This window comes from Candidatus Nanosynbacter sp. TM7-053, assembly GCF_022828375.1.
Taxonomy (GTDB): domain Bacteria; phylum Patescibacteriota; class Saccharimonadia; order Saccharimonadales; family Saccharimonadaceae; genus Nanosynbacter.
Map to the genome: position 1 here is coordinate 194,835 of NZ_JAJQJX010000001.1, position 19,317 is coordinate 214,151.

The 19,317-nt window shown below is 42.7% G+C and carries 19 protein-coding genes; all 19 read right to left on the minus strand.

The genetic code is table 11. The features are described 5' to 3' along the window. Nucleotides 1-457: 457 nt before the first annotated feature. Nucleotides 458-1,372 (minus strand): cell division protein FtsQ/DivIB, encoded by a 915-nt coding sequence (locus tag LRM50_RS01100; RefSeq protein WP_243809544.1) that lies wholly within the window; start codon nucleotides 1,370-1,372, stop codon nucleotides 458-460. Next, nucleotides 1,369-2,532: a UDP-N-acetylglucosamine--N-acetylmuramyl-(pentapeptide) pyrophosphoryl-undecaprenol N-acetylglucosamine transferase gene (locus tag LRM50_RS01105; protein ID WP_243809545.1), complete on the minus strand. Its 1,164-nt coding sequence runs from the start codon at nucleotides 2,530-2,532 to the stop codon at nucleotides 1,369-1,371. Before LRM50_RS01105 ends, LRM50_RS01100 begins: the two co-directional genes overlap by 4 nt. Further along, nucleotides 2,465-3,757 carry an FtsW/RodA/SpoVE family cell cycle protein gene (locus LRM50_RS01110; RefSeq protein ID WP_243809546.1) on the minus strand — a complete coding sequence of 431 codons (1,293 nt, stop codon included), beginning with the start codon at nucleotides 3,755-3,757 and terminating at the stop codon, nucleotides 2,465-2,467. Before LRM50_RS01110 ends, LRM50_RS01105 begins: the two co-directional genes overlap by 68 nt. Continuing rightward, nucleotides 3,750-4,787, minus strand: a complete 1,038-nt coding sequence (gene mraY / locus LRM50_RS01115; RefSeq protein ID WP_243809547.1) for a phospho-N-acetylmuramoyl-pentapeptide-transferase — start codon at nucleotides 4,785-4,787, stop codon at nucleotides 3,750-3,752. The genes LRM50_RS01110 and mraY overlap by 8 nt, the downstream gene beginning before the upstream one ends. Before the next feature lie 2 nt (nucleotides 4,788-4,789). Next, complete coding sequence (locus LRM50_RS01120; protein WP_243809548.1) at nucleotides 4,790-6,535, minus strand: peptidoglycan D,D-transpeptidase FtsI family protein; 1,746 nt, start codon at nucleotides 6,533-6,535, stop codon at nucleotides 4,790-4,792. A 21-nt stretch (nucleotides 6,536-6,556) separates the two neighbouring features. Next, entirely contained in the window at nucleotides 6,557-6,898 is a 342-nt protein-coding gene (locus LRM50_RS01125; RefSeq protein WP_243809549.1) for a hypothetical protein, read from the minus strand. Nucleotides 6,899-7,097: 199 nt separating this feature from the next. Continuing rightward, nucleotides 7,098-8,018 carry a 16S rRNA (cytosine(1402)-N(4))-methyltransferase RsmH gene (gene rsmH, locus LRM50_RS01130; RefSeq protein WP_243809550.1) on the minus strand — a complete coding sequence of 307 codons (921 nt, stop codon included), beginning with the start codon at nucleotides 8,016-8,018 and terminating at the stop codon, nucleotides 7,098-7,100. 293 nt (nucleotides 8,019-8,311) lie between these two features. Then, nucleotides 8,312-8,680 carry a division/cell wall cluster transcriptional repressor MraZ gene (locus LRM50_RS01135; protein WP_243809551.1) on the minus strand — a complete coding sequence of 123 codons (369 nt, stop codon included), beginning with the start codon at nucleotides 8,678-8,680 and terminating at the stop codon, nucleotides 8,312-8,314. Nucleotides 8,681-9,113: 433 nt separating this feature from the next. Then, entirely contained in the window at nucleotides 9,114-10,388 is a 1,275-nt protein-coding gene (locus tag LRM50_RS01140) for an ATP-dependent DNA helicase (RefSeq protein WP_243809552.1), read from the minus strand. Between the two features lies 1 nt (nucleotide 10,389). After that, entirely contained in the window at nucleotides 10,390-11,367 is a 978-nt protein-coding gene (locus tag LRM50_RS01145) for a Kiwa anti-phage protein KwaB-like domain-containing protein (RefSeq protein ID WP_243809553.1), read from the minus strand. A gap of 39 nt (nucleotides 11,368-11,406) precedes the next feature. Then, the gene (locus LRM50_RS01150; RefSeq protein ID WP_129632537.1) at nucleotides 11,407-11,832 is read right to left on the minus strand and encodes a ribonuclease H family protein; all 426 of its coding nucleotides are present in this window, start codon (nucleotides 11,830-11,832) and stop codon (nucleotides 11,407-11,409) included. A 27-nt stretch (nucleotides 11,833-11,859) separates the two neighbouring features. After that, the gene (locus LRM50_RS01155; RefSeq protein ID WP_243809554.1) at nucleotides 11,860-13,503 is read right to left on the minus strand and encodes a hypothetical protein; all 1,644 of its coding nucleotides are present in this window, start codon (nucleotides 13,501-13,503) and stop codon (nucleotides 11,860-11,862) included. Nucleotides 13,504-13,551: 48 nt separating this feature from the next. Continuing rightward, a complete protein-coding gene (locus LRM50_RS01160) occupies nucleotides 13,552-13,716 on the minus strand; it encodes a hypothetical protein (protein ID WP_243809555.1) in 165 nt (54 codons plus the stop codon). A 56-nt stretch (nucleotides 13,717-13,772) separates the two neighbouring features. Beyond that, nucleotides 13,773-14,552 (minus strand): Rossmann-fold NAD(P)-binding domain-containing protein, encoded by a 780-nt coding sequence (locus tag LRM50_RS01165; protein WP_243809556.1) that lies wholly within the window; start codon nucleotides 14,550-14,552, stop codon nucleotides 13,773-13,775. 37 nt (nucleotides 14,553-14,589) lie between these two features. After that, nucleotides 14,590-15,765 carry a pyridoxal phosphate-dependent aminotransferase gene (locus tag LRM50_RS01170; protein WP_243809557.1) on the minus strand — a complete coding sequence of 392 codons (1,176 nt, stop codon included), beginning with the start codon at nucleotides 15,763-15,765 and terminating at the stop codon, nucleotides 14,590-14,592. Nucleotides 15,766-15,768: 3 nt separating this feature from the next. After that, nucleotides 15,769-16,455, minus strand: coding sequence for a hypothetical protein (locus LRM50_RS01175; RefSeq protein ID WP_243809558.1), 687 nt, complete (start codon nucleotides 16,453-16,455; stop codon nucleotides 15,769-15,771). Continuing rightward, nucleotides 16,452-16,952 (minus strand): NUDIX hydrolase, encoded by a 501-nt coding sequence (locus LRM50_RS01180; protein ID WP_243777677.1) that lies wholly within the window; start codon nucleotides 16,950-16,952, stop codon nucleotides 16,452-16,454. Before LRM50_RS01180 ends, LRM50_RS01175 begins: the two co-directional genes overlap by 4 nt. Then, a complete protein-coding gene (locus LRM50_RS01185; protein ID WP_243809559.1) occupies nucleotides 16,949-17,869 on the minus strand; it encodes an ATP-grasp domain-containing protein in 921 nt (306 codons plus the stop codon). The genes LRM50_RS01180 and LRM50_RS01185 overlap by 4 nt, the downstream gene beginning before the upstream one ends. Continuing rightward, nucleotides 17,866-19,278, minus strand: a complete 1,413-nt coding sequence (locus LRM50_RS01190) for a trehalose-6-phosphate synthase (protein ID WP_243809560.1) — start codon at nucleotides 19,276-19,278, stop codon at nucleotides 17,866-17,868. The genes LRM50_RS01185 and LRM50_RS01190 overlap by 4 nt, the downstream gene beginning before the upstream one ends. Between the last annotated feature and the right edge of the window lie 39 nt (nucleotides 19,279-19,317).

Here is a 19,317-nt window from a genome sequence, read left to right on the forward strand (position 1 = left end):
CGCAATAATAAATACCACACAAAGATGAATATACATATGTCTATATATATTCGCTAACACCTTATAAAACGAACTTTTTCTGGTAATTCGGCTAGGGGATTCTCTATTACATACAACCCCATAAAACATACCGTCTTTTATAAAAATATGCACCAACAAAATACGAACTTAAAAAAATATTTTTTTAATTCCAGCACTATATACGCCGGAGTGCTACATTGATATTTTTACATCAATATAGACTCTAAGTATGCGCGCCGCAAGCTCATTGAGTTTTCCACAATTGCATTTTATATTATTTGACATTTTTATATTTTTATTGCCCTACTCCCCTAGCTTATCATTTTGCGATTATTTGACTTTTGCATATTTTTATATTGTTATATATATTTTCTACACCATACAGAAATAGAACAAAAAGAGAACTTACTCTATCCAAAAGAGAAGTTGACCGCCCCTACTTATAGAACGACCTTTGATCTACCCTAACGTCTATATACCCTGGCTTCGCGCCGTTATTATCCAAATAACTCAAAGTAGCTATCGCCTGTTTAACCTGAGCTTGAGCAGACCTATCTACCGTCATACGAATCTGGGTCTCCCTGCCCTCGACCTTAAACCAGACTTGGCGTACAGTATTAGCCGGCAGAATAACCTCTGAAACATTCATTTTATGTTGCGAAAATTCAGACACAGCTTGACCAAGGAAACTCAAGAATTGACGATTGATAACTTCTTGACCGCCTCTGGTTGGCAGACCACTCTCGTCACGAACAGCAACCGTGGGCGCGGTAAAATAATTCCGCTCAAAAGTAACGCCGCTATCATCAACAAAATAAATCTTATCTCCGGAAGACCACTGAGCCACCGGCTGCCGAAACGTCAACTTAACGGCTGATCGCGCCAGAAAATCTCCCTCCACGCGAATGTTTTTTACTTCAGGAGCTTTCTGTAAAAAGAATTGCTTGAGATCATTATTATTGAGGAAAAACCGAAACCTCTCCGCTGGATGAGCACTGTAATATTCATTAAGAACGCTCACGTATTTATTAGCGTTACTGGAACTTTTTGCGTCGGGAGTTCGGATTGAAATATTGATTGTCAATTGAAACAAAAGGAATATCACAATAAGCAGACTTACCGCAGTCGCAAGCATTTTCCGCATTACACGGCGGCGTTTCTTCACCAATTCGTGCGTCTCGAGCCTCTCAGAAGTCTCCAAAGGGGATGATGTTTGGCGGCTATTAAGCGTCCTGTTCCGACGATACGATTGGGCGGGCAAATCCTCGTAATTCTCAGTCCGACGACGCGCCGCGATTTCTCGACGACTTAGATTTTCGTCCGATTTTTTCTTAGAGAAGGGGAATTTCACTTTCGCCTACCCTGCCTTCGCACCGTAGTAAGAATAATCTTCGCCATATCTTTAGCCGCGTTTGGCTTGGCAAATTTACCGAAATTATCGCCCAGACCTTTAAGAATTTTCTGAGATTTTAATACGCCAATTATTTTTCGTGCCAAGATTTGATTGTCCTTATCCAGTTCATCTTCGGAAACTATCAACGCCGCCAATGCGTCCTGATAAACCTTAGCGTTTTTCAATTGATGCCCGCCCGTCAAATGACCATTAGGGATGATGATTGTCGGTTTATGTAGCGCCGCCAACTCCAAAAGGGTGGTCGCCCCTGCCCTGGTCACAACTATATCCGCCGCCGCCAAAACTTCCGCCATTCCGTTATGGACAAACGCCTGCAGCCGCCAGCCTTCTCGCTCATCGGTTTGCTCGAGGATTTCTTCATATTGCTGATTTCCCGATATCAAAAATACCGAAGCCTCAGCAAGCAGGTTCTCCCTAATTGCTACAATCGCGGAATTAATTCGGCCTGCTCCGAGTCCACCGCCAGTGATAACAACCAGCGGTTTATTGACATTAAATCCCAATTTTTCCTTCAGTTCTTTCCTCTCAGCCTCAGAATATGGATGGAACTCTGGCGCAACAGGAATGCCAACATATGAAGCTTTTTCTGGTGGATAATTGTAATATTCAAGCGGCGCGCCCGTGCCAATAGCTTTTGCGAAGGGACTCAATAAGCGATTCGTCAAACCTGGATGCGCATCAGAATCATGCAAAACCAACGGAATCCTTAATAGCCGAGCCGCATAGCCAACCGGCAGACAAACATATCCGCCCTTAATGAAAATAACATCTGGACGCCACTTCATAAGCTTAAACAAGCTCTGAAAAAATCCAACCATCACCTTAAAACCGTCGCGCAAATTTGGGAATAAAATTGACGGATGTAGATGAAATGAGATGCTTTTTCCGTGATATCGGCGTAATTTTCCAGCAATAATCAAATCGACCGGAATACGCTCGTCGAACTTAGCAAAAATCCCGCGTGCGCTGGCGCCAAATTTTTTATCGCACCAAAAACGAAGCTCGTGATCACCAGTTTTCTGTAATTCTCTAAATACGGCTACCACTGGCGTAACGTGTCCGCCTGAGCCGCCGCCGACCGCTAAGATCTTGGCCACTTTCACCCTCCTCTAATGCTTTATGTGACGTATATTTGGAAATTTGGAAAACTAAACCCAGTGCTGCCGCGATAAACAACATACTTGTACCGCCATAACTTAATAATGGCAATGGGATTCCAGTAAGCGGCGCCAACCCTGTCATTGCAGCAATATTCAATATTACATGCGACGCGATCCAGCCAAAAATTCCCGCCACAATTAGTCGCAGAGTCACGTCTGGCAACCTCGCTGCAACATGTAAAATTGACAAGAGTAGCGCCGTAAACAGCGCCAATATAGCCATCAATCCAACAAACCCGAAAGTTTCTCCCATGACGGCAAAAATAGAGTCATTAGTCGCCTCTGGGAGGTATCCTGTCGCCTGAACGCTTTTTCCAATTCCAAGCCCCAGAAGCCCGCCAGAACCAATCGCAATTCTAGCCTGCTGGATGTGATAATTCTTGTTTTCCTGGCTACTCGTCCCTTTATGACTATCGCCTTGCACGAAAGTCATCACGCGCTCAATTCGGTGTGGCGACGTAAAAATCATCACCAAACCACAAAGCGCAACAATCGCCAGAATCTTCTTGAAAATCTTCCAATCAATTCCAGCCACTAAAATCATTGATAAGATAATCGCTATCAACGAAATTCCCGTTCCCAAGTCTTTTTGTAAAAACACAATCATCAGCAGCGATAATCCGGAAATAATGCCCAGCGGAATGATAGTCTCTTGGATGTCATTCAATTTTCCCTGTTGTGAGCGACGCCCTAAAAATCCCGCCAAAAACAATAGCACGCCATATTTAAGTAACTCTGCTGGTTGAAAGCTACCTAATCCTCCCAGATAAAACCATCTATACGCGCCGTTAGTTTCTTGCGCAAACGACAAATGAAGTACCGCGCCTGAGAGAAATAGTAAAATACATAGCGCAAATCCAGCGTAGAGAATGTATTTTGATCTCTCACCAGTAAACCATTTGTACGGCGTAAAATAAAACGCAGAAAAAGCCACGACAGCAATAAGCACACTCGTCAGCTGCTTGCCAAAGAAATACGTATCGCTATAATTCGTGCCATAAGCATAATTCATCACGTTGGCGCGTTGCGGTCCCAACGCATACATAACAATCAGCCCAAGTAGCAACAAAAGCCCCATATAAAGTACAATTTGATACATCGGCCGGTGGCTTCGGACCGGCTGAGCGATAGATTGACGATTTTTGGCGACCGAATTACGCAATATGACCTCCAGCAAGCGCCAGCATCACGCCGATAAACGCCATCACGCAGCCAATAACCCAGAAGCGCATCGTCACTTTAGTTTCCGGCCAACCAATCGCCTCCAAGTGATGATGAATCGGCGCAGATAAGAAGACCTTTCTCTTAAACAGCTTCTTGCTGACGATTTGAGTCAAGCTTGATCCCGCCTCAATTACAAATAGCAAGCCAATCACAGGAAGTAGGAGCAAAGAGTCGGTCAGCATTGCCACAACGCCCAAACACGCGCCATAAGCGAAACTTCCAACATCGCCCATGAAGAATCGAGCTGGATAAATATTGAACCACAAATAGCTCAAAAGCACACCAACAACCGTAAAGCAGAATCCCGCCAATATAACATGTTGTTGCAATAAAGCAATTACACCAAACGCACCAAAGCTAATACTGAGCAGTCCACCCGCCAATCCATCCATTCCGTCAGAAATATTAACAGCGTTACCAGTAGCCACCACCGCAAATGCAAACAACGGAACTATCAACCAACCAATATTCACCTCGCCCACAAACGGCACGTGAAAACTCGCCACGCCCAGTTTGGCAAAGAAAAACCAACCAAGTACCACGCCAATCAACGTAATCAGCGCAAACTTCACTGGACTACGAAGCCCAGCCGCGCCGCCACCCAAACCACGCAGATTGATAATATCGTCAATTAGCCCAACAATTCCGCCACCAACCAACGCCGCCAGAGGAAGCCAGGTCTGTGCTCGGTCTAAATTGAAGAAAATCGTCACCACAAAGATTGAAATTACGCCAATCACCCCAGCCATCGTCGGGATGTTCCGCCGCAATTTTGCCGCTTGGAATTTGGCGAAAATCTTCAGCTTTTTCCCGTCAGTACTCTCCGACCTTTGGCGCTTCCAGAAGCGATATCGATAAGCGAAAAACGTATAAATTGGCGTTAAAAACATCGCTAGTAAAAACGCGCCGACGCTCAGCAAAAACACGTGCGTCAATTCATTGGTCATTGTTTGTAAAGCTATTCCCATATTTATTCCTTTGGTGCTATTTTCATATAATCAATTATCCAGTTGGATATATCTGTAAAAATTGGTCCAGCGTGAAGATTTCCTTGCAAATTAATCCCTTTTCCCGGAGCCGCTACACGTACCATTATGACATATTCGGCGCCATTTTTTCCACCGCCATAACCAATATATGTAGCAATCGTTTCCTTCTGTGTGTAAGCGCCATTAACCACCGCTTCAGAAGTACCAGTTTTTCCACCAATTTCATAGCCAGATTTGTCACTCTTTGATAAGAATGAAGATCGGCGCGCCGTCGTTAGCATCGTTCGCATCTGCGATGACGTGCCACCGCTTACAGTTTGGCGAATAACTTTATTTTCCGACGGTTTCAAATTGCCAGATTCGTCAATTGTGCCAACGAGAATGGTTGGCTTGTAGTATTGACCGCCGTTAACTAGCGACGAAAATCCAGCCGCGACTTGAACCATAGTCAAGTTCATACTCTGACCGTAAGTCATAGCCGAATAACGAACCTCATTTCCTTCAGCGCTATCCGGCGGGTAAATATAGCCCGAAGCCTCGCCCAGCTCAATTCCAGTTTTAGCGCCAAAGCCAAATTTATCGTGATAATATTCATACAAAGTCTGGCGAGCCGGCAAATTAATCTGCGAGCCATTTCCTAATTTTCGAATCGCGGTAATAGTGCCGACGTTGAGCGAATTGTTAAACGCACCTTGAATCGTCATCGTGCCACCCAAACCCCTCAGAGCATTACACATCGTGCGGTCAGCGACTTTAATACAATCGGTATTATTATACGTGCTGGACGGAGTAATAACGCCCTTGTCAATTGCCGTAGCGAAACTAAAGGACTTGATAATCGATCCCGGCTCAAATGGCACCATCGACGCGCTATCTACAAACACCGACCCATTTTTCTGCTTGGCAAAATCCGCTGGATTGTAAGTCGGATAATTCGCCATTGCCAAAACCTGACCGTTTTTCGGATTCATAACAATCACACTTCCCTCAGTGGCGCCAGCTGCTTCGACTCCTTTTTTCAACGCCAATTCAGTCTGGCTTTGAATATTCCTGTCCACCGTCAGCGCCAAATTGTCGCCAGATTTCGCCTCGATTCGCATATTATTTTTTCCAACCGTCAAAGGTATATTCCTCACGTCAGTTACAGATTGCAATAGTCCGTCCCGACCCTTAAGCTGCTTATTCAAAGAACCTTCGACGCCATATTGACCTTCGCCAGCCGCATTCACAAATCCAAGCACGTGCGCGCCCAGTTCGCCCTCAGGATAATTTCGAATAGAACTTTGTTGATATAGCACACCCGCAAAGTTTTTCTTTTTCAATTTTTCCGCTTGAGTTCTGGTAATATTCTTCGCCAAAACTTCATAGCGCGACTTTTTATTATTGAGCCGTTCAGATACATTTTCCGTCATTTCGCCGCCAGCAATTTCCCTCAGACTATCAACAAGCTGATTTCGCTCTTTATCATCAATCGACTGCGGATCCGCAATCACCGTATAAACCGCCTGATTAAGTACTACAGGAACTGGCGTTTTCCCGTCCATCATGTAAATTTTCCCACGCTCTGCAGGAATGATAAATTGACGCTGCTGACTCGCTCGCGCCAACTCCGTATATTTGCCATATTGCAAAATCTGCAATTGAAATAATCGCAACACAAAAGCCGCCATCACTACTAGTAAAGCGATGGCTAACCAACCAGTTCTTGAACGAATAAGCCGCTGCATATTGCTTATCTTATTATATCACTATTGAGCGTAATGCGTTTCAGTTGTCGTCATAGCTGAAGCGACATTGCTATTCTTCACCTTCTCTAACGCTGTCAAGCGTGCATTCTGCACTTCCAATTCTGACTTTTTTGCGCTTAGTTCGGTGATTTTTGTATCCAGACTCTGAGCTTCATAGCCGTAAGCTGTAAGTCTGGTTGCCTGAGTAAGATAAATCAAGCCCAGTACTGTAACCATCAATGCAACTAGCACTGTATGAGCAACAGGACCAAGTTTGACCTGAGACTGAAAACGTGTAGAATTCTGATTTCGGCGCAATTGACCGTGTGAACGTCGTGAAGTAAATGTGGTGGTGTTTGTCATTTGTCTCTATCTTTTATGTTTATATTTGTATTTAGCATAACAAACCAGCCCGCCCGTTAAAGACAGGCTGGTTTTTCTAAGGTATATTCCGGAATACGCTTTAGTCTAGCCGCGGCGTACTGAAACAGCCTCTGGCTTGTCTGTATTCTGGAATTCTACTTTGATGTGGATTGGCATATTGTGCCTCCTTCTTTTTGTTTTATTTTTTCACGGCGTATCGAAACTTTGCACTTCGACTACGCGGATTGTGAACATCTTCAGCTCCAGACACCGGTTTTTTCTCTGGAACAATCAGCTCAGCCTCATAGCCAGCCGTTGCTTGCTCCGAAAAGTAACGCTTGATCAATCTGTCTTCCAAGCTATGAAAACTAATTATTCCTACTCGCCCGCCCTTATTAAGTAAGCGTGGCAAAAGTGGCAATAGCTCTTCAATCAGCTTAAGCTCATGATTGACTTCAATGCGTAGCGCCTGAAAGGTACGAGTCGCAGGATGATGCTTCATACTACCGCGACCAACGGTTTGCTTGATCAGATCAGCCAGCTCAGTCGTTCCCTGAATTGGTCGAGCTTTTACAATTGCCTGCGCAATTCGCCTTGCTCGTCCGGGATTTTCCTCACCGTAACGAATGATCAGCTGCGTCAAATCATCAACCGAATATGAATTGACAATATCCGCTGCTGTGATTTCCGTCCGATTGTCCATCCGCATATCAAGCGGACCGTCAAATCTGAACGAAAAACCTCTCTCTGCTCTGTCAAGCTGTGGTGACGACACCCCCAAATCAGCCAAAATCACGTCAAACTTACGCCCCTGCTTGACCAAATCTTGCGCTGCGCTCACAAAATCTTTGTGAATTAAAGTTACGCCTTTTTCAGCCAAATCGCCCAATGTCTTAATCGCGTTTTCATCACGATCGACCAACACTGAGTCCAAGTAATTATCCGTCCTATTTAAGAATGCCCTGGCATGGCCGCCATAGCCAGCCGTCAAGTCGAGATACGACTCGCCTTCGACTGGCTGCAGCTTGCTAAGGGTTATCTCCAAAAGTACGGGAACATGCATCGGTTCGCCCGTCTGAGACTCTTCCGACTGTGGTGGATGTTCTTTAATACTCATCATTATTCCATTATACAGAAATAATGCTCGAGATCACCTAACTGGATATTTAATTCTGGCTTTTTTGTATTTGTGTTTTGTTTGTTTTTGTTGTCTTAAGAGTGGAAATTTGTTGATTGTCAGTAACAACCATGTTTTCCAAAGAGACTTATGTGTGAGGTGGAGTTTTTTTTGGGAGGTGTTTGAGGAAGGTGCGTTGCCGTTTTTAATGTGGAGCAAATTGCCACATGCCATTTTCAAATACCCAGATAGTTGATCTCGAGAGGTTTTAATTGTTAAAGTGCTTAGCTAATCTACTATTCCGCATTCTCGGCCGCTATTAGCCGAAAATATTCCCCCGCTCGCACAGCAACGACTTCTCTGTTAATTCCAGCGTAGTCTAGCAAATGCTGCTCAATCGTCACTCGTCCTTGTTTTTGGTCGAGCGCCGATGCGGTTTTACCTCGTCGGAATTTAACGTTCAGGTCGGCAACCCGCTCATCCAGAATACTTCCCGTTAGAGCGCTTTCCACTTCCCGATCCCAGATTTGCTGTGGATATAAGTGGAGATATTTGCCAAACCCGCGAGTTAGTACGACGCCTGATGCAAATTCTGCCCTGAGTTCAGCCGGAATCGTCAAGCGTCGCTTGTCGTCCAACTTACGCTCAAAGTAATCTGTCTGCACGTCGTCCTTCCTTCGTGGTAGATTAGTTGTTTTTTACAGTGGATGTTTGTTTTTGTTGGTGATTTTCCATCAACTTTCGTTCCACTGACTCCACTATACTACCCACAGCTACCCACTTGCAAGCCCTTTTTTTGACTTTTTACCCATTTTTACGTCAAATAAAAACTTTTCCACATTTTTGTGGAAAAGCCTAGTGTTGGGTTGATGTAGGTCTACGCTATTTAATAGTTTTAGGCAATGGATTAGCACTTAAAGTTATTTCAGGCCAGCCTACAGCTGAAAGGCAAACTAGTATACGCTTTTAACAATAAAAAGAACACCGGCGAACCGCTCAATTAAGGCGATTTAGTTCCGGTGGTTCTTAGCGTCAGTATAGTAAATAATCCTCAATAAATCAATAGTGATAAGCTCCAACGCCCTCTTCAATAAACTACTAATAAGATCTAAGGACCACGTCCCTATATCTCTCAACAGACTCTCTACTTGCCTGCCTCAAGACCTCGTCAATTGCCAGCGCATCAGGAGAAACTTCCAGCGCCCTACGGTTAATTCCGTATAGATATAAATTGTCCAAATCTCGCACGCGACTCAAAGCCACATAACCCATACCTTCAACAAACGCCTTTCTCAGATCAATCTTAGCCGCATCCAGTGTCATTCCCTGACTTTTGTGAACCGTTATAGCCCACGCCAAACGCAGCGGAACCTGAGAAATACTCGCTCGTTTGCGCTCTCCGTCTCGCAATTCCCAAACATCCGGCACCATCGTCACCCGACGACCATCTCGAAACTCAACAACCGGATATTCCGTCAGCGGCTCAAAATCCACGACCGTGCCGATACTTCCATTGGCATATAATTTTTGCGGCGAATTTTTAACCGCCATCACTAACGCGCCCAGCTTAATCACCAAATTTTCTGGAGCCAAAACTGACCTTTGCAGATTCTCTACATAAATTTTCGAGCCCGTCGTCGTTTGCTGGTACGAACGCTCTTCACCAGGCAATTCCGCCAATTTTTGAATATTAATATCATCAACGTCGACGTTTACGGTGTGTAGTTCTGTGATATCACCATCTGGCGGCTCAATTTCCGTACGCGCCAGCAACGCCTCGACGTGACGTCGCCTAACATCGCCAGTTCTTAGAGCGGTCAGAATCTCCAAAAGCTGCTCATCATTCTGACGATATTGTCGCTCCAAATACAAAACCGCCGGCTGAAGTTCTTGCCAAGCATCAGAATAAACCACAAATCCGCCGCCCTGCTCGTTCGGACGATTCACTGGCGGCAATTGGAAAAAATCGCCACTCATCACCAACTGAATACCGCCAAACGGCTGATCATTTTCCCTAACGGTTCTTAAAACCTTATCAATCATATCCAGCCGAAAATCGTGAAGCATCGAAATCTCGTCAATAATCAACACGTCAGTTTTGGAAATAACATCACGCCGCGTTTTTGACAATCGTTCAAAAAAATTGTTCGGCAAATTATCACTCACGCCAATGCCACTCCAGCTGTGAATCGTATTGCCACCAAGATGCGTCGCCGCCAGACCAGTTGTCGCTGTTACCGATACCTTTTTACCGCGTTTTCGCGCCTGCGCAATAAAAGTATTCAACAGGTGAGTTTTACCCGTTCCAGCCGCACCAGTCAGCAACGCCGACCGACCACTCAGCAGAATAGCCAGCGCTAATTCTTGATCCATTTTAGCCCCGTGGCGGTTCGCCTTCTGGCTCGCCGAGCAGCTTCTTCGACTTAATTTCGTAACGCTTGCCCGTGATTTTACTCTCGATATAATCCTCGTTAATGAGATTTACGAACATATCCAAATCATTGCCGTCCATGATAATAATCGCGCCATTATCATCGCTCATCAATTCCAATTGCATCTCATCAGCATAGTCCAAAACGTCTTCCTGTTTAACCGCACCGATTTCCAATTTCTGCAATTTATTAATCGTCTTTTTGCGCTCCTTCACCAACGCGTTAAGATCCATTCCCTCTGGAAAACTTAGCTTATATTCCTTCTCAATTTCCGCTACTTTTTTATCAGCAATCACCTGCTTTTTATATTCATAGCCAAACATTCGCTCAAATTTTCCAGGATTAAACGCAAAAATATCTTTACCGACAATCAAAACTTGATTATCATCCGGAACCTTAAAACCAACCTCCGCATTAAACGAACCAAATTTGCCATCAGAAAATTCCCAAGCCAACGCACTCTTCAGTGTCTGACCTTGCTGGATTAGCTTAACCGTATAAAATACTGCATCAGGATTATTCGGATCGGTAAATCGTGCCACGATTCCCTTCATACGCTTGAATTCGTGCTCGGTTTCCGAAAACTCCACGATGTCGTGGCGCTCATGTTCAATCAAATGAATCAGCATTTCAGCTCGCCCAACCTTTTCCAGATCAGTCCTCAATAAAACATTATCTTCCGATTCGCTCAATTCATAATCGCGAACACTCAGTCCAGTGCCTGCACCCAAATTGACCTGATTGATATAATCAAACAAGAACAGCGGTCTGAGTTGCTGCTCAACATCGCCTTTTATCGGCATAAAATACGGCGTGTAATTTTTGCTAAATAAGAATAGCTCTATCTGTAAATCATTCTTCTTTGCATCGTTTTGATTTGCCCACAAAAAAATATCAGTCGTTTCCCTCACTTCTTCCATTTTTCTAGTATAGCAATTTTTACCAGATGTCGCTAGCAGTTATTTAGCTAATCTCTCGCCTTCACGCGCCCGATTAGCCCATTCATCAGCCAATTCGTTTCCTTCATCGCCCTCATGACCGCGCACCCAACGCAAATCCGCTTGAGAGTTTGAATATAATTCGTATAGTTCACGCACAATATCCAGATTTTTAATATCGCCACCCTTCTTCGTCCAACCGCGCTTTTCCCAGCCCGGCGCCCACTTGGTAACTACGTTAATCCAAAATTCACTATCAGAATAAATCACGCACGGCGCGCCATTAGCGTCTTTTAATGCCGCGATTAAAGCTTTGCCCTCCATGCGAATATTGGTGGTATCGCCATCTTCCGACCCCAAAATATAAGGCTGAAGATCACGAATAACCGCAAACCCACCTGGACCGGGATTTGGCGAAGCAGAGCCGTCAGTATAGTAAGTCGTCATTAGTATGATTATATCACGCGCAAGTCATTAATTGTCAGCCCGTAGATCAATCAGACTCTCAATAAACTTATCTTCATTAGACAGAGATTTCGGATTAAGCCCAAGTTTACCCGTAATCTTACTATTTATCATATCGTAGCGTCGCTTGTGTAGCGCGCCTAAGACCTCTTTCGCAAGATTGATTATCGTCATTCTATCGTAACGCTGGCGAGCCGTTTCTTTTTCTAGATAGTCTTTACCAAAACCCTGAGACTGTAGGTATTTATAAGCAATATGAGATACTTCGCCTGTACGCGCACGGCATCGCTCGTCTTTTGTAATAAACTGTATTTCAACCGGGATCTCAACATCGTCAACAACCACAACGAACGTCACTTTAGATATTTCATAAATAGGATATCCTCGTTGTTCACATTTTTCATCGGTATCAATTTTTACCAGATACTCATCCGAATCAACACCCAGTTCACGAAGATTCTGCTCCACGGCATCAACATATTCTTTAGTCCCCTGGATATATACAGGTCTGTTTTTACTCCGAGCACATACTGGTCTAAACTCCTTCAACCTATCAGCAATAAAATGCGCAAAATCACAAGCTGTCGTTTCACGATCTCTAGATATCACCATCATACCGACAATATCCATAATTCCGTCACCGCCCTTAAGTTTATCCGCAAGCGATCCTACAGTTTTAATACGCCAGTTTCCAGCAACCATATTGCCATATTTGGTGTCAGCCGCAAATTCCCCCATGTGAGTAGAATATTCACCGGAATCCTCATCTTTACGAATAGCGTAATTGATAGTACCGTCATTCACACCAAATATCTTGTCTGCAATTTTGTCCATGCCGACCTGTAGAACCCTGTCTTGTATCTCTTTAGCACTTTTAACAAGGTCTTCCTTGCCTTGACCAATTAGTCGCCTAATTTTAGCTACGCTACGCAGCTCTGCAGCAAAAGCCTCATATCCCATCGCCTCAAGAATTGGAGCATAGAATGACTCAGCTTCCAACACATCCTGTAAAACTGCAGATGCTCTCTTTGACGACGGATGCTGCAAATTATCCATTATCTCAGCACCTTTTATTATAAACGCCTCGATATTAACCTTATCCATCTCTAATCTCATATGATCAAGGTCTAGAAGTGGCTGAGCAATCGCCCACTGCTCAGGAGAAACCTTGCCCATATGTCGCTCGGCAACCAAGGAGTATATTTTTCGATAATCTTCATTAGACTCTTCTTTGGCAATTCTAGCCATCTGCCTGCGATGATGAGCCGCACTTTGTTCAATTTTAGCCATATCAGCCAGTAAACTTGCGGAATATTCCAACTGATCATGGCTAATATTTTCATCATCCATAAACTCATAGAGTGCATTTGCGGCATTCCTGGCCCACACATCGTTATATTTTGTGCTCTCTTTATTAAACATTCTATCAGCAACGTCATGAATCAACGACAGCGAAGCCGCCTCTGGAGGTAAATCATCACCCGTATATGCTTTTACGATTTTATGTACTCGGTAAGCATGATCCTTAAAATCCTCGCGCTCACCTTCAGTACAACTAATATAGCTATCTAAAACCTTACGGCATGATTCATGAAAAACCTCTTCTGCGGGTATAATCTCTTTTTCGTTCGAAATACAATTTTCACTTGACACAACCTTTGCATTATATCATAGTAATGGGAAATTATCAAGCCCTGGAATCTACGCAAAATAAATCCGCATCAATTCGCGCGCTACCCTGTCGGCATCGTGACGAATAAGACTACGTTGAGCCGCCAATGGGTCACTGGTGGAGTTCGTATTGACCCACACGTCATCAGCAATCAAACGCTTGCCCGATGCATAATAATGCTTTTTCTTCAGCAATTCCTTATCCCACTCTACTAAATATTCGCCATCATAGAATATGTGAGGCTAAAAAGTTATTTTTTGCTCTGAAAGTAGCTATTGCTATCCAGTATTTGCTTCAACAATTTTGGAATATAGCCATTAGCCTCACTTGCAGCAACTATAGCATTGACATCTTTAGGCAAGCACTTGCCTCCGAAGCCTCTGCTGTTTGCAAATACACTAGAGAATGATCGCCCTATTCTCTCATCAAGCAGCCACCCCTCGCGCACCTTATGCCAATCCACACCATACAATTGCGAGATTTCGTAGAATTCATTGACAAACGTGACCTTCGTAGCAAGAAAAGAGTTAACCATGTACTTTACAATCTCAGCTTCAGTGGGTGTACACTGAAAATATTGAGTATGCGGCCCCAGTATGGGCTCAAATATATTAAATAAATATTCAGCTTCGCCAGTGTTGCCTCCAACTATGAAAAATCTCGTATCCTTTATACTTTCATGTATGGGGTTAAGGTAGGTACTTTCTCCAATATATTCCGGGGAGAATGAAATATTTTTACCCGTTTTATTTAGCAAGTAATCCGTTGTTCCTGGCGATATAGTTGACTTTATTAGTATATGAGGATTGTTCAGCCTATTTATAGCGTGCTCTACTATAGACGTATTGCACGTGCCGTCCTCACTCATAGGAGTAGGAACACAGACAATAGCAAGCTCGCATTTATCTATATCTTCTTTTGGATAGTCTAGGTTTAATTTAGGATCATAAGTTACTATCTCATAATGGTTTTCTACCAGTTCTTTAATTGCTTTGCCCACATAACCTTGTCCAATAATGGCTATCTTCATACTCACCCTTTCTTATCGTATAATCTACGTTATCTTCCTATGTTCTACTGAAATATTGCTTTAGTCTATCAATAGCCTCATTAAATCTAAGGTGTGTAAAGGATATACGCAAGCCCTTAGGAACACCAAAATCCGATCCAGGTACAACAGCAACACCTGTTTTCTCAAGAATATCTTTTGCTAAATCAAAGCTTGTAAATATATTATTCTGTGCCATAAAATCACCACACATTACCACGAGATAAAAGCCACCCTCTGCCGGAATTACTTTTACGCCGTCAATTCCAGCAAGCTTTTTTACGACATAATCGTTACGATCAGAGTATATTTGTGCTAATTTTTTTACCTCATCAAGATGGTTTAATGCCTCAATACAAGCAAATTGCTCTGTGGGGTTTGTAGCTAATAATGCGTGCTGCAACATTACTCGATAAGGCAACAATAGTTTATCTGGCAGAATAGCAAAACCTACACGAGCAGTATACATTCTGAAGCCTTTGGAGAAAGAATTAGTTATAATAATGCGGCTATTTATATCTTTTTTAGTAGCTACATCTAAAATGGAAGTTACATCTGCCCTGAATCCAGTGTTTCGATATATCTCATCCGACAAAAGATATGTGTTAGAAGACGTAATATTAATTATTTCTTGATAGTCTTTCGCGCTTAGAATATTGCCGTAGGGATTACCCGGACTGCACATTATTACAAATCGTGTTTTCTCAGGATTGTATTTTGCACGAAAATCATCCATATCAATCTTTAGAGTTGCCGGATCGACATGATAATACTTTACTTTTGCTCCTGTTAACAGAGCGCAAACATAGTACACCGAATAGTATGGTTCAGGCAATAGTATTTCGTCATTTTCTTCTACTAAAAGCCTAAATAGATCCTTAAAGAATGGGCTAGTGCCAGTGTTTATTAGGATATTTTCTTTCTTAACATTATTCCCTAGACTCTGATACCATTCAGCAATCTTTTGGCGCAACTCTGGCAAACCTTCTGGATACACAAGATTTCTTTTATTCTCATCTTTGACGGCATCCACCCATGCTGACACAATTCTAGGATGTAAAGGCTCCTGCGCCTTACCAAGAGTCAACTTAATTACATCCTTACCATCTTTACTTAATTCATCAGCAAGTTCATCCAGTACGAACATCAGGAATTCAATCTCGTTAAATTTAATTTTATCTATTAACTTAGCCATCTACTATAAACCCTCCTTGATTACTATTATATCATTGTCATTAAAATCTAGGTGGCCATATTCATCGGTAAGCCTATAATTTGACCCTCTTATTTCTACTGTTTGCGTCTGAATACGCGCATCTGGATTCAATTCCACCTCCGAACAGTAATAATCGACATAATGCATAGATAATTTTTCACCTAATTTAAGGTGGGTCATCTTTGCCCTAAAGGAAGGGTAAAAGAATTCGCGAGCGCACAACAAAGAGTCTGTATATTCAGTAATAATATCCGCTATATTTGAAGCCATACAAGAATAGGTGCTAACTCCCAAGAAACGATCTGACTCCTTAACAAAAAATTTTAGACATTCGCCAGCAAAGAAGGCTTCCTCTAAACCTTCTTGAAACACAGGGTTCTCATGCTCCAGATATTGCAGTCTGTTATCGACTTTTATTTTTCCACACCCCACCAAAGAACTAACCTCTTCTGCAAGAGCACCATTAGTAATTTCAGGATCCAACGCTAAAGCTACCGAACCGAGCGATCTGTCATTATTGACTGTATAGGCTTTCATTTCCTGCTGCACTAGCCTAGAGCCAATCAATCGCATCTCATCACACCCAGAGCTGGTAAGACCAGAAAATAGTTCATTGTCGTCGCTGTCAGGTATATGATTACCGTGTCTCATAAAAATTAGCTCACTCATATTATACACTTCCTAATGTATCTCATAATCTCAGCAAAATTAGCAAAATCATGGTGATAGTCTTGTACTTTATCAAATTCCACAAACTCCCTGGCTGACGATTCGTGCGAAGCTACAAAATCATCTATTCGTTTTACATCAGCCAGAAAAAGCAGCTGATATGCCCTATCAGGGTATCTACCGTTATATTCAGAATGAAATAGCTTTTCAATATGCCAAGCACCAATCAATTTTAGAGAATTTAGTTCAACGGATGTTTCCTCATACACCTCGCGCCGCGCACAATCTTCTGGTGTTTCTCCTAATTCCATACGGCCACCTGGCAAACCCCAGCCACGCGGTGGCTTGGCCAGAAGTATTTTATTTTCATGAACTACACAAACCATACACGATGTCACAGGCGAGGAGTCGAAAATCTCTTCGCACGGACAAAATTGAGCTTTCGTCGACTTGTCTTTGCCCCAAAAAACAGTTGGAAAACTATTGTCAATTTTCATTCAACGCATAATTCCTTCGCATATTTTATGATAGCACACGGCACGTCTATACCATAATCCGACGCATCAATCCTGGCTACCGGATTAACCTCAAGAATTGAAAAGTTTTTGCCGCCCACACAATCAACTCTGCAAAAGCCACTTGAATACACAGTCGCAGCAGCAGCTAGAACAATATTTGCCTCGTCAACCGATAGACTATATTGCACGGCTTTTGATTCTCTTGTTAATCCAGCACAGTTAACTACGCCATACCCTGTTGTTGTATAACTGCCCACTACTCGTCCCCCCACAACATAAGTCCGAACAACCGTTCTCTTACTATTGCCAGCATCAAGGTCATTCTGTATGACCTTTGGTCTTTCGCTCAGTCTGCACGACCATAGCTCTGGCGCTAAATGATTAATTTCTTTAACCACAGGCTTAACGCCAACACCGCCTGCAGTTAATCCACTGGTTTTTGAAATTATAAAATCACCCTTACACCTCAAGGCGTCAATAATCTTCTGTGAATTTGAGCGGGCTGATGCGATAAAAGACTGAGCGATAGGCAAGCCAGATCCCGCTAATTCTATTGCCATAAGAGCCTTATCATCAGCAACCGTCAATGCCCGATAGTTATTAATGACTTTTGCGCCAGTACGTTCCAGGGATTTTATTATATATCTTGTCATCTGTCTATCTAAAGGACTGTGAGAAAAGGCAAAATAAACGTCAGCATCCAACATTTCGCCGGAGTCGTCGTAGAGGATTGGTTTGCTATGACAATCTCCATAAACTAAGGTTCGTTGAGGGTCAACATACACCATCTCAACATCGTTAAAGTTTTTGATGGCATTATTAAACTGCTCAACCGGCGATATCGGCGCAGAGAAACCTAAATACCTATTAACTGGGGTAATTATTGCTAACTTCATCTTTTTCCTCCTTTAGACTCTGATATTATTTGCGCTCTGGATATGATCGTATCGAGCCAACCCCTAGAGGAAAGCCTACTAGCCGAGCTTCTAAGCTCCTTGTACGAGACGTTGACTTCCTTCTCCGATCGTACAAGCGCCTTATAAAGAATTTCAACATCATCCTCAAGACTGAGCTTCAATCGGTTATATCCTTTTATATAATCAGTTGCACCTATATTACTAAGCAATAATTGAACCTTTGGCATTTCCTGCGTTTGACTATGGATTGCCTCAAGCGCTAAATGATTAAATCCATCCGCAACAGAAGCTACAATTACAATGTCTGAAGCTTGCAATACAGCAGTAACCTCCTGGTCGGTTAGCTTGTGCTCATTGCTATATATGATAGGAGTCCACGATTTTCCTCCGTATTTACGATTTATATTTTCCACTCCTTTTAATACCCTGTCATGCAAAGCACTATATTCATAGTCATCAATCTTCTTTTTAGATCTGTACGTATATCGCATAAATACAAATTTATCCTTCAACTCAGGATGTTTCTTTATTAGAGTATTAACTAAATCAATCTCGTACTCCACCCCTTTTGTTTGTTCAAATCTACTAATACTAGTAATTATCTTCTTGCCTTTATGGTCACTTCGTATTTTCTTAACAATCTCACGAGCCTCTTTTGTATATGCAAGGCTCTGACGATACTGTAGATTATTACCCATTGGCACAACAAGAAGTTCTACAGTATGACCATCCTTGGTCAATATCAAAATACTAAAATCATCGACCGCCCTGGTTTTATCAATAACGCCAGTCGCATTTTCTTCTAAAAATTTAATATATGTTAACATATCACACCTTCTATGAAAGGTAATTAGATCAGAATTTAGCAAGTCAACAAACATGCCAACGTCTGGTTGTTGTATGTTAGGGTAAAAACCTTCCCTACCAAAAGGGGTTCTAAAACTAAATACTATCGTAGCTCTTTCATAATGATCTCTTAATTCTCGCACCAAAGGCAGTGCTGTATAATCGTTTATCCAAAATATATCACCATTAAAACTATTGTTTTTCGTTCCTATTTCTTGCACTATCTTGTTAACAAGCACCGCCACCTGCTTGCGTAAATCCCGCCTGGCTATATTAAGTTGTTTATCGCTAATTTTACACTCTATGCCGTGCAGTAATGACCATAGATATTTCTTGAAAAACAATAAATGGACTTCGCCATGATTTACACCATTCCCTAAATTAATGCCAACGTCAGAACCTCTTATTGCTTTTGTGCCATCCCAAAATATACATCTCACACCAGGATAATACTCAATGAGGTCTCTACTTACCGTGCCAACACCCCCCACTCCGGCGATTGAATTTTTATAGTTAATAAAATAAAACTGAGGCTCTTTCATGATAGACTATCTCAATTATACTATAACGGCCGGAATTTG

Bases quoted from the DNA above. Each gene is read 5' to 3' on its own strand.
- LRM50_RS01145 (WP_243809553.1), bottom strand. From the start codon at position 11,367: ATGGAAGAAGTGAGGGAAACGACTGATATTTTTTTGTGGGCAAATCAA.
- LRM50_RS01125 (WP_243809549.1), bottom strand. From the start codon at position 6,898: ATGACAAACACCACCACATTTACTTCACGACGTTCACACGGTCAATTG.
- LRM50_RS01190 (WP_243809560.1), bottom strand. From the start codon at position 19,278: ATGAAAGAGCCTCAGTTTTATTTTATTAACTATAAAAATTCAATCGCC.
- LRM50_RS01165 (WP_243809556.1), bottom strand. From the start codon at position 14,552: ATGAAGATAGCCATTATTGGACAAGGTTATGTGGGCAAAGCAATTAAA.
- LRM50_RS01150 (WP_129632537.1), bottom strand. From the start codon at position 11,832: ATGACGACTTACTATACTGACGGCTCTGCTTCGCCAAATCCCGGTCCA.
- rsmH (WP_243809550.1), bottom strand. From the start codon at position 8,018: ATGATGAGTATTAAAGAACATCCACCACAGTCGGAAGAGTCTCAGACG.
- LRM50_RS01185 (WP_243809559.1), bottom strand. From the start codon at position 17,869: ATGAAGTTAGCAATAATTACCCCAGTTAATAGGTATTTAGGTTTCTCT.
- LRM50_RS01120 (WP_243809548.1), bottom strand. From the start codon at position 6,535: ATGCAGCGGCTTATTCGTTCAAGAACTGGTTGGTTAGCCATCGCTTTA.
- LRM50_RS01180 (WP_243777677.1), bottom strand. From the start codon at position 16,952: ATGAAAATTGACAATAGTTTTCCAACTGTTTTTTGGGGCAAAGACAAG.
- LRM50_RS01140 (WP_243809552.1), bottom strand. From the start codon at position 10,388: ATGGATCAAGAATTAGCGCTGGCTATTCTGCTGAGTGGTCGGTCGGCG.
- LRM50_RS01175 (WP_243809558.1), bottom strand. From the start codon at position 16,455: ATGAGTGAGCTAATTTTTATGAGACACGGTAATCATATACCTGACAGC.
- LRM50_RS01170 (WP_243809557.1), bottom strand. From the start codon at position 15,765: ATGGCTAAGTTAATAGATAAAATTAAATTTAACGAGATTGAATTCCTG.
- mraY (WP_243809547.1), bottom strand. From the start codon at position 4,787: ATGGGAATAGCTTTACAAACAATGACCAATGAATTGACGCACGTGTTT.